Origin of the sequence: Streptomyces flavotricini (genome assembly GCF_020639365.1) — a bacterium.
Taxonomy (GTDB): Bacteria; Actinomycetota; Actinomycetes; order Streptomycetales; family Streptomycetaceae; genus Streptomyces; species Streptomyces flavotricini.
Map to the genome: position 1 here is coordinate 1 of NZ_JAINUL010000039.1, position 9895 is coordinate 9895.

General features: G+C 68.1%; 10 protein-coding genes and 1 tRNA gene. 6 read left to right on the top strand and 5 right to left on the bottom strand.

Going from position 1 to position 9895, the window contains the following annotated elements:
• Positions 1 to 457 precede the first annotated feature (457 nt).
• The 4 genes from K7B10_RS40540 to K7B10_RS40555 all read left to right on the top strand — a co-directional run bounded on the left by K7B10_RS40540 (position 458) and on the right by K7B10_RS40555 (position 2588).
• Positions 458 to 883 carry a hypothetical protein gene (locus K7B10_RS40540; protein ID WP_229346073.1) on the top strand — a complete coding sequence of 142 codons (426 nt, stop codon included), beginning with the start codon at positions 458 to 460 and terminating at the stop codon, positions 881 to 883.
• Between the two features lie 401 nt (positions 884 to 1284).
• On the top strand, positions 1285 to 1641 hold the full coding sequence (locus K7B10_RS40545) for a hypothetical protein (RefSeq protein WP_229346075.1): 357 nt from the start codon (positions 1285 to 1287) through the stop codon (positions 1639 to 1641).
• 145 nt (positions 1642 to 1786) lie between these two features.
• Positions 1787 to 1981 carry a hypothetical protein gene (locus K7B10_RS40550; protein ID WP_229346077.1) on the top strand — a complete coding sequence of 65 codons (195 nt, stop codon included), beginning with the start codon at positions 1787 to 1789 and terminating at the stop codon, positions 1979 to 1981.
• 352 nt (positions 1982 to 2333) lie between these two features.
• Positions 2334 to 2588 carry a hypothetical protein gene (locus K7B10_RS40555; protein WP_229346079.1) on the top strand — a complete coding sequence of 85 codons (255 nt, stop codon included), beginning with the start codon at positions 2334 to 2336 and terminating at the stop codon, positions 2586 to 2588.
• A gap of 81 nt (positions 2589 to 2669) precedes the next feature.
• Here the strand turns inward: K7B10_RS40555 and K7B10_RS40560 are convergent, their stop codons facing one another.
• Positions 2670 to 3299, bottom strand: coding sequence for a hypothetical protein (locus K7B10_RS40560; protein ID WP_229346081.1), 630 nt, complete (start codon positions 3297 to 3299; stop codon positions 2670 to 2672).
• A 212-nt stretch (positions 3300 to 3511) separates the two neighbouring features.
• Here K7B10_RS40560 and K7B10_RS40565 point away from each other — a divergent pair, with 212 nt between their 5' ends.
• Positions 3512 to 4018, top strand: a complete 507-nt coding sequence (locus K7B10_RS40565) for a hypothetical protein (protein WP_229346091.1) — start codon at positions 3512 to 3514, stop codon at positions 4016 to 4018.
• A 41-nt stretch (positions 4019 to 4059) separates the two neighbouring features.
• Here the strand turns inward: K7B10_RS40565 and K7B10_RS40570 are convergent, their stop codons facing one another.
• From K7B10_RS40570 to K7B10_RS40580, 3 genes are all read right to left on the bottom strand, one after another.
• Positions 4060 to 5235 carry an ATP-binding protein gene (locus K7B10_RS40570; protein ID WP_229346084.1) on the bottom strand — a complete coding sequence of 392 codons (1176 nt, stop codon included), beginning with the start codon at positions 5233 to 5235 and terminating at the stop codon, positions 4060 to 4062.
• Positions 5236 to 5537: 302 nt separating this feature from the next.
• The gene (locus K7B10_RS40575; RefSeq protein ID WP_229346086.1) at positions 5538 to 8213 is read right to left on the bottom strand and encodes a DEAD/DEAH box helicase; all 2676 of its coding nucleotides are present in this window, start codon (positions 8211 to 8213) and stop codon (positions 5538 to 5540) included.
• A 58-nt stretch (positions 8214 to 8271) separates the two neighbouring features.
• Positions 8272 to 8781 carry a hypothetical protein gene (locus K7B10_RS40580; RefSeq protein WP_229346089.1) on the bottom strand — a complete coding sequence of 170 codons (510 nt, stop codon included), beginning with the start codon at positions 8779 to 8781 and terminating at the stop codon, positions 8272 to 8274.
• Between the two features lie 280 nt (positions 8782 to 9061).
• On the opposite strand from K7B10_RS40580, the gene K7B10_RS40585 reads away from it, so the two are divergent.
• A complete protein-coding gene (locus tag K7B10_RS40585; protein WP_229346090.1) occupies positions 9062 to 9436 on the top strand; it encodes an ankyrin repeat domain-containing protein in 375 nt (124 codons plus the stop codon).
• A 62-nt stretch (positions 9437 to 9498) separates the two neighbouring features.
• Here K7B10_RS40585 and K7B10_RS40590 read toward each other — a convergent pair.
• A tRNA-Cys gene (locus tag K7B10_RS40590) sits at positions 9499 to 9571 on the bottom strand.
• Positions 9572 to 9895 lie beyond the last annotated feature (324 nt).

A 9895-nucleotide genomic window follows, 5' to 3' on the forward strand; every position in this document is an offset into this window, starting at 1 on the left:
CGCCTGCCGTGCACGGTCAGCCGGGCATTACGGTGGGACACGAAGACCTCCGTGTGTGGTGTGGAGCCTAGACACCTCCACCACACCGGAGGTCTTCGCCATGATCAAGACCCAGCACCGTTAACAACGCTCGTGGTCAATACAGCTAGGCCGTTTCTTTCGGATCAGGCCGGATCAGGGAGCGGCGTCTGGTGCGTGCGCTTGCAAGGTGGAGGAAGGAGTCCATGTGGTGGAGGCTCCTCGCAGCGATAGCTGGGTGTGCCGCGAGCTGGGCAAGAACGGGAAGAGGCGGCCCAGGACTTCGCCGGCCAGCAGCTTCAGCGCCACGAACGAGAATGAGGGAGCTCGCGGTCGACCACGACTACGGCTGTCCTGATTCCCTCCGCCTCAGCTTCACCCTGGGATGATCAGGCCGTTACTGAACAGACGGAGAAGGTAAGGGAGCGCGGTGAGTGCGGTGTGGGACTACGCGGAATTCAGCGCCGAGGCACGCAAGCTGGGAGGTCCTGATGCCCTACGTGCTGCCTACGTCCGGAAGGGCCTCCAGAAGGGCTTCCAGAAAGGCATTCAGGTGGGCGTCCGGCTGGGGCAGAGGCAGGGCTTCGTAGCCGGTGTCATCACGATCGGCGTGCCGGTGGTCGGATGGAAGGCCTTCAAGGAGTTCCGTGACCGCCGCGCAGCTGCCGCGACCCAGGCTGTGGTCGGAGTCTCCGAGACCGTGACCACGACGGAGGAGGCCGTGATCGCGGAGGCGGAGGCCGTGATCGCGACCGTCGAGGTCGCCCCGGTGGTCGACGAGCCGGAGCGGGCGCCCGGCCCCGAGTCCTCGTCTCCTGCCGCAGCCCAGTCCGCCACTGTGGCTGGCGAGGACGTCAGCACGTAGGGCACGAGCGCCCAACCCGAGGCCGGGCCGTAGATCACGGCTTCCCGGCCTTGCGAGTGTCCAGCTCCGTCAGAGCACGCCTGCTCTTCCCGGCCGAGGAACGCCGAGCACGGTTCATCAGCCTGCTGAGGCAAGATCCGCCGGTCCTGGACTACTGGACAGCCACGGTCCGTCCCAGCAGCACACGATGACGCCACACGGACCGCGCGATTCCCGTGGGCCGAGAACGGGCACCGACGCCCGGCGCCAAACGGGGGAGTTGCCGCAAGGCGCGGGGTAGGTGAGACCGGCAAGAGCCCTGCTGGCCACGCAGGGCGGGTAGTAGGCTCCACCCTTGAGCGACGTCCGTCAGCGCAACGCACCTCGATGCTGTGGCGGGCCTGACCGAGAGAAGGCCCTCGATGACCGCCCTAATCGATCTTCCTTCCTGCTCGGATCCCGACACGGCTCTCGTCATCGCCACCAACCTGCTGGAACCCGCTCTGCGGCTCCGGGACAACGACTTCTGGCACGCCAATGCCCTCAGCCTGCTGTCCGGCTATCTCCTGGCCGCTGCGCTCGGCGACAACGACGTGGACACCGTCTTCGCCTGGACCGCCGATCCCGAAAACCGCCGCCCCTTGGAACTGCTGCGCGGCGGACCGGTGCCGCAGTGGGCGCAGGAATGCGAGGCCATCCTTCTCCCCGAAGAGACCCGCAACCGCGTCCTGTTCACCGCCCTGGACGCCCTGCAGGGCACCACACCCCACCCCGCCTAGCAAGCCAGGCGACATACGAGGGTGCCGCCTGCACCTGCTACGCCGGCAAGCCGCATTCGGCGCGCTCACGGCAGCCTGCTGGAGGGCTTGCCGCAGCGGCAGCGGATCACTTCCGCTGGCCGAGTTCGTCGCTGATGATGTCTGTGTGACTTCCCGCATCAGCGCTCTGATCTCGGCCTTCGGCTTCCTTGCCAGCGTCATGCTGCTCGTTCTCGCCGTGCGTGAGTACCGCTCGGGGGCCTCGGTTCTCTGGCTCGTCACCGGAGCCGTGATCTTCCTCAGTGCTTCGTACACGCTCGTGCGCGACGCGCGGCGACTGCGCACCGGACCGGCCGCCTGACCGCTGGGCCGTTCCGCGGCCGGTCGCTGTTGCGAAACTGCCCAGCGGCGGTGATCGCGGGGCGGGTGTCGCCCTTGACCGGCAGGCCGTACGGTCGCGGGTACGGGTCGGCATATGCCGGGCTTGGGACGGGAGGCGCGGATGGAGTCGCCGAGGGTGACGGTGAGGCCCGAGCCGGTCGAAAGAGGGGCCGGCTGCCGGAGTGTCCTTACGGCGCGAGGCCGGGGGTAGGGGGTGCGACCGGGTGAAGATGCCGTACACGGTGGGGCGTCGGGCTCGGGCACCAGCGCGGCTGGCACCGTCAGGTACCGCTCCGGCCTGGGGCGGGTGGTGGATCGAAAGAGGTCACGGCATGGTTGTCCCGTCTGATGTTGCCGCGTGCGCGGATCCGGAGAATGCCCTCGCCATGGCGGGCAGCCTGATGAGCCGTCTTCCGCAGAGGCAGGACAACGCCTACTGGCTCGCGCAGAGCCGGATCCTGCTGTCCGGGTATCTCCTGGCCGCCGCTCTCGGCGACGACGACATGGACACCGTCCTCGCCTGGACCGCCGATCCCGAGAACCGCCGCGCCCTGAAACTGCTGCGCTGCGGACCGGCGCCGCAGTAGGCGCGGGAATGCGAGGCCATCCTGAGTCTCCCCGCAGAATCCCGCAACCAGGTCCTGTTTACCATCCTGGACGCCTGCGGCTTAGCTGCAATCCCACATGAACCGGCCTTCGAGGTGGTCAGAGCTGAGGAAGAGGAAGCCGGTTCCGTAGCCGAAGTTGAGGAAGAACGGGTCGTCCTTGGCCTCGCCCCGGTCCTCGAACTGGCAGAGGAACCACCAAGAGGCATCGATGCCGAATGCCTCGTCGTTGGGGTAGACGGCCTCGCCCCCCGAGAAGTCCTTGGGCCATTCCTCCTCGGGGGATTCGGTCTCGGGACCCTCGCCTCTCAGCCACCGGGAGCAGGCGGCGGCCTCGTTGGCTGCCCTGTCGAGTTCCGGCGGCATCGGAGTCAGGTCTGTGAGCCATTCGACGGGTACCTCCGTGTGGTCCGGACCCCAACGCCACAGGGTCCGCCCCTGTGTGCCGGGGGAGCCGATCGACGCGAAGGGCGGTATCCGCCCACCCGGCTGGATCAGGACGACGGCCTCGCCGTTCTCCGGAGTGTCGCCGCCCATGACCTGACCTTCCTCATGCAGGAACAGGTACGCGAGGCGCACCTCGTCTCCCGGCACTCGGAACTGGCCGAAGAACACCAGCGGCTCGCTCGTACGGGGATGCTCTGGCCAGGCCGGTTCGTCCAGCCAGACCGGCTGCCCGCCGAACTTCGACACCGGTTGCGTAACCGGCTCGCGTGCAGCACGGAAGGACATCCGTAACCGGGGCAGGAAGGCTGCATCGTAGGGGCCCGCGGCCCGGCCTGTCGGCTCGGAGATCATGTCCCGACGCTACGACACCCCACCGACAGCACCCAGCCTGGGCCGCTTCCTTCAGCTTGAGATTTATCCCGTAGGAGCCCTCCGTGTTTGGCTCGCATACTGGTCTGATGAGTTCGATCTCCACACACCACCGGTTCCGGGACCCGCGCAGCACGAAGTACGACTTCCTCGCGTCGGTCCTCGTGTGCTGTCCCGGCTGCGCGAATATCGCTCATGTCGTGGCAGGACCGGAACCGGCCGGGGTGCACGATCCGGACCTCTTTGCACCAAGGCGTCTCGTCTGCCGAAACTGCGGGGCGGCGAAGGAATGGAGCCGTAAAGGTGTGGCCCTGCACCGGGACCGGGACGAGCCGGCCACGGACCCGTACTTCGGCGTCCGTCTGTGGCTGCAGATCGAGACCCGGCACGGGTGGATATGGGCCTACAACCTGGGACACTTGGACCTGATCAGGCGATTCGTGCAGGCGCCGCTGCGTGAAGGGATTCCCTGGCACGACCACGGCCGGAAGATGACCGTGGTGGCCCGCCTGCCCGCATGGATGCAGCAGGCCAAAAACCGCCACGAGGTGCTGCGGGCCATCGCCCGCATCCACGCCTCACTGCTCTGCGCCTGAGCCGCGAACACCGTGGAGATCCTTCGTCGCCCCCTGGCCGGTCAGGTGGAGGTGTTGAGGGTGTGGCGGATGATGACCGCGGCTTCGTCGGGGTGGTGGTCGAGCCAGTGGGTCAGGTGTTCACGGACGACTTCCTGGACGTAGGCGCCTGCTTCGGGATTGCTGAGTCTGGTTCTGGTGGAGCCTTCGAAGACGGCATGGGCGAGTTTCACGGACACGACCGCGGTCAGTCCCTGCTGGACGGCTTCGGCTGTGATGTCCTCGTCGTCCGGGGAGAGCAGGTGCTGTCGGCGCGCGTGGTCGTTGACGATCGCAGTGAGCGCGGTTTGGAGGCCGTGTTCGTGTGTGCCGCCCTCATGGGTGCGGGTGCTGTTCGCGAAGGAGTGGAGGTTTCCCGTGGACCAGGTGTTCCACTGCATAGCGACCTGCACGGAGATCGTCGCATCCTGATTCTCCGACTCGAAGGCGATGGCGGGCGAATGAACGAGCCTCGGGGGGTAGGGGTTGAGGTGGGTGACGTAGGCCCGCAGGCCGTCCGTGTGGTGGTAGCGGACCGGTCGCTCCGGTCGCTCGTCGGTGAGTGAGATGGCCAGGCCCTCGTTGAGGAAGGCCAGTTCCTGGAGGCGTTCGGACAGCGTGGCGAACGAGTAGCGGGTGGTCTCGAAGATGTCGGCGTCGGGCCAGAACGCGATCGCGGTGCCGTGCGTATCCGTCTCCTCCTTCCTCGTCAGCGGGGTGACCGGGGTGCCCTTCTCGTATGCCTGGGTCCACCGGTGGCCGTCCCGGCGGACCTCGACCGTCAGGCGGCTCGACAGCGCGTTGACCACGCAAAGGCCCAGGCCGTTGATGCCACCGGAGATCGCGTAGCCGGTGTGGGGCTTGGAGCCGAAGGAGAGCTCTGTCAGTTCGCGTTCGACCCCCGACTTGCCGGTGGGTTCCTTCATCTCGACGGGCAGGCCCCGCCCGTTGTCCGAGACACGAATGCCGCCCTCCGCGGTGATCGTGACGTCGATGGTGTCGGCGTGGCCGGCAAGGTGCTCGTCGACGGCGTACGTGACGACCTCGTAGACCAGTTGATGCAGGCCGCGCTCGCCGGTCGAGCCGATGTACATGCCGGGGCGCCTGCGTATCGCCTCGCGGACCTCGAGTACCTGGATGTCACTGGCGCTGTACTCATTCACGTTCGCGGGCTCACCGGGGTCGCCGGACTCGGTCATGAAACACCCTCCCTGGGCCGTCCTGAGCATGTGTGTGAGCGGATGTCGCCGAAGCAGCCGAAGCTGCTTCCACGCCGTCGCCGTTGCATGCCAATCCTAGGTCTTTGAGCGTAAATACGCAGGTCAGGCCCTATACGATGAGGTCCCAGGTGGTCGCGTCCACGGCTTTGCCGCAGCCGTCGCTCTGGGGGGCGGCTGCGGCGAGCGGAGCAGCGCGAAGGTCCCGCCGGAGGCGAGTGGGGGGCGTTCTCGGCTGGGCCTGAGGTGTCTTTTCCCGCGGGTTTCCGGGAGGGTGCGACTCGCTACTGTGCCCAGTCCACGCCCAGTTTCCGTAGTGCGTTCAGCTGTTCCTGGGTGAGTTTGTGGCGTCGGGTTTTGGTGTTGGTGACCCACACGCCGAGCTTCACGATCACCGGTTCCGCCGCGCCCTCGACCGCGATTTCCTCACCGTGGGCCCTGGGGACGGGCCGGTGGGCGCCTTCCCGCTCGACCCACTGGGTGAGGGCTTTCAGGCCCCGCTGGAACGCCTGCTGTGCCTTGCTCGGCCCCTTCGTCCCGCGGCTGTCTGCGGGGGCGGGGGAGGGTGCCTGGTTGGGTTGCACGCCCAGCCCGGTCAGCCGTTCCTGCTGTTCGGGCAGCAGCCGCGCCCAGTTGGCCGGCTGCTTCTGCTGCTGGAGCCACCGCCCGATGTCGTCGCCGTCCATCAGCACGCCCGGGGCGATGCCGGGCAGCTGCCCATCAGCGTCGACCACGTCGGCGAGCACGCGGTACTGCCGCTGCCAGTCGAGGGGCCAGGGGCAGTTCCAGTCCTTGTCGATCGCGGCGAGCTGCGCGGCCCGGGTCGTGGCGGTGTCCTCGTTCTTCCCGAGTCCGTTCTTGGTGCCTTTGCGCCGGAGGTTGGCCATGTGTTGCCCGATGGGCACCATTTCGTCGTCCTCGCCCCACATGGCGTCCTGGCGGGGTGCGAGGTGTCCGGTGGCCCGCCGGTAGGCGCGGAGCGCGGCGAGTTTGACTTCCCATGCCTCTTCGCCGGGTTCCCAGACCATTCCGGCTTCCGGTGCGTCCAGGAGGGCCTTGCGCCGGTCCTCCAGCTCGCCGGCGCGCAGGGCTTTGCGCTGTTGGTGGACCCATCGCCCGAGCGGGAACGCCTTCGTGACGCCCACCGTCGTCTCGGTGTCGTACGGGACCGAGTGCAGGCCGGTGATGCCGTTCTCCGCGCGCCACCGGATCAAGGCTTGGTAGCCCTCCAGCCACACCAGGGACTCGGGCCGGTAGACCCGGGTGCGCAGGAACGCGGCGATGGTGGCCGCGTCCCGGGGCGAGGAGAAGTGCAGCAGCGCCGACTCGCCCGCGGCGTGGGCGCCGTCCTCTTGGTCCTCTTCGTCACCTTGGCCGCTGGCGCCGACGATCCGTCCGTCCTCGTCGCGCCGGATGTGGATCTTGCGCTGGCCGTGGGTGAGGGCGCGGGAGGCGAGTTGCTCGACGAGGCGCTCGTCGTGACTGCGGAGGCCTTGGAGTACGGCGACGAGTGGCTTGTAGCTGGCGGAGGCGACCATATCCTTCGGGTCCTCGCCGGGCTCCAGGAAGACCGGCACGATGATCCTGGCGATTTTCGTGGAGCCGTCCTTGTTGAGGCGGAGTGCGCGGCCGATGTTCTGGACGATTTCGACTTGGGAGCCGCGGGTGTCGGCGAAGCAGATGGCTTCGACGCCGCGTTCGCCGGTGATGTCGACTCCCTCGCCCAGGACCCGCACGGACGCGAGGAAGGCCCGGTGCACGCGCCGGTTGTCGGCGTCGATGCCGTTGGCGAACTGGCGCAGGACTTCGCGGCGCTCGGTGACGAGGTGGTCCCCGCACAGCCATGCCGACCAGACCCGGTCCGGCGGGACGTGGCGGCCGGCCTCCAGCTCGTAGAACTCGGCCTCGATCGAGGACTTCGGCAGCTTCTCGGCGGCCGCGAGATCGGCGTCGGAGGCGTCGGTGGCGTACAGCTCGGCCGCCGTTTCCGGCAGCTTCTCCGCGAATGCGGCTGCCTCCTCCACCTTCTGGTGGAAGGTCATGACCGTACGCAGGTTGTACGCCGCGGCGTGTTCCAGGAGTGCGGTCTGCAGAAGTGCCAGGCGCCGGCCCCGCTGCGCCTCCTCCGACTCCCCGATCACGGGCGACGGGTCGCGGATCTCCAGGACGTCGATCTCGAACCCGGCGAGGATCCCCCGCTCGATGCTCTCGCTCAGTCCCAGCTCGGCGAGCCACGCGCCGTAGGTGCCGTTCGGGTCGTCGGCCATGCTCGCGATCTCCGCCTCCTGCCCGGCCGCGCCCTTCTGAGGCGCGGCCGCGGCCAGGATGCGCGGCGTCGCGGTCAGGTAGAGCCGGAAGTCCGCCGGGATGCGGGTGTTGTCGTGGATTGCGGCCCAGGGGCGGCCGAGGTCGCCGGCGGTGCCGTGGGCCTCGTCGACGATGGCGAGGTCGAAGCCCGCCATCTGCTGGCCGTAGAGCCGCTCTCCGCCGGCCAGGGCGGCCTCCAGGGGCCCGCGTACCTTCCGCTGGCCCTCGGGTGCGTCGATGTCCTCGCGGTCCACCAGAGAGGCGTACGTGGCGAACACGACCACCGGCCCGGAGGCGGCCCACAGCGCGAGCTGGATCGGGTTCGTGGTGGTGCGCACCCCGAGCGCGTTGAGAACCGGGTCGTTCTCCAGCGAGCAGACAGCGATCATCGGGGCGCGGTGGCCGACCTTGCGCCACGCGTGGGCGGTCTGGGCGAGCAGGTCCAGGGTGGGAACGGTGACGAGGATCCGGCCGTCTGGGAAGCATTCCAGCGCGCAGGCGGCGGCCGTGATCGTCTTTCCTGACCCGGTCGCTGACACGATGGTGCCTCGTGCCCCCTGCGGGGGCACGGATGTCCTTGCAGGGAATCCCACCCACTGTCGGAACGCTGACTTCTGGTCGACCTGGTGTTCCCTGAGGGAAATGCCGTGCATTCCGGGTGTCCATTCTGTCCGGTGGAGATCGGGCAGTGAGGGTTCTTTTGTTGCTTGTCTAGGTGTCGAGTCCCCGTAGTCCCCAGTCGTTGAGTCCGGTGTAGATGGTGGCGGTGCGGCACTGGGGTGCGTGCATGGCCTCGGCTTCGCCGCGGTAGACGGCGATGAGTGAGTCGGTGCCGCGCCACCAGGTGTCCGTGATGCCTGCGACTTCCGGTACGGCTTCGAATCCGTCGAGGTCGAGGTCGTCTACGGCAGCGCCGGTCAGCGTGGTGGTGGTACGTGCGCAGCGCCGGGCGTGGTCGGCCAGCGACAGGGCTTCCACCCACCCCTCGATGCTGGAGTGCAGTGGTACCCAGTCCTCGGCGCCGGCGTGAAGGCCGAACTCCCCGTCGGGTCCGATCACGAACGAGTAGGGGAGGGCCGTGCGCTGCGCCCCTGCTTCGAAGAGCCACGCGCCGGATTCGATTCTTTCGGGCACATCGCCGCTGAGCGCCCGGGGGCCACCGTCGTAGTGCGGGGAAGGTGGCAGGATCAGGCCGCCCCAGACCCTCTCGTAGGAGGCCACGCGGTCGATCTGAGCCGTGGGGATGCTGTGCTCTGTCCATCGGGCTCTGTACTGCTCGATGTCAGCATGATCAGCCCAGTGGCCGTGGGCGCGAATAAAGTATCTTGCCCTGAGGGTGATGCCCGTCGGGGTTTCTCGTTTGATGGCCATGTTCCCCGCCTCAGCGTCTGCCCAATTTCTGCCAACAGTACATAGTGCATCACCTCTGATGCACGGGCTACACTCGAACGCAGCACGGACGAGTGGTTGGCTGACGGCGGTGGGATGAGTGGGGACTCGCATGGAGCGCAGCGAGCAAACCGAGGTGAACCTTCCGCGTGCAGTGGGAGCAGGCGTGGACAATCTGTGGACTCCTGCGCATCAGGCGGTCGAGTCAGGTGACCATGGCGAGTTGACCCGTCTTCTCGATGCGGGCGCGGACCCTGAGGAGGTGTGCTGTGGGTTGACTCTTCTTCTGCACGCGATCGATGCCGAAGGGGATGGGGCACTGCAGTCTGGTGGGCCACTGGACTCGGCGCTCACCGCGATCCTCCTGGCCTATGGAGCCGATCCGACCGCGACACCCGACGGTGAAACTCCGAGGGAGTTGGCCGCCTCGTACAACCATGAGATGGCTATCAGGCTCCTGGACCGGCACATAGCCCGTCGTTGCTGACGCCCGCGACGCGGCCTGGGCCCGGAGGCCCCGAGCAGCGGGGTGCTCTTGAGGGCACGCGGTGGGGCGGGCCGGATTCGAACCGGCGTCATCCCCCTTGCAGGGGGGCGCGTCGACCTCTGCGCTACCTGCCCCCACCGCGGCGTGTACAGCCTATGCCACCCCCGAGCCCCTGTTGCCAGCCGCCCGCGGAGCGGGCTGGTCCTGGAGGCGAAGCCGGAAGGACGGTGGGGAGCGGAGCGAACCCACCCAACGGGCCGCAGGCCCCGACGCCGTGAAACGGGGTCACCCAGGCCTGCAGAGCAGGCCGTTCGGGGTGGAGCGAAGCGGAACCCCGAACCTGGTCCGGAGCGAAGCGCAGGACACCGGCCCAAAGGGCCGGCCCTAGGACCGCGAAGCGGTCCGGCCGCCGAGCGCAGCGAGGCGGTTCTCTCCTGAGCGCGCAGCGCTCAGGGACCC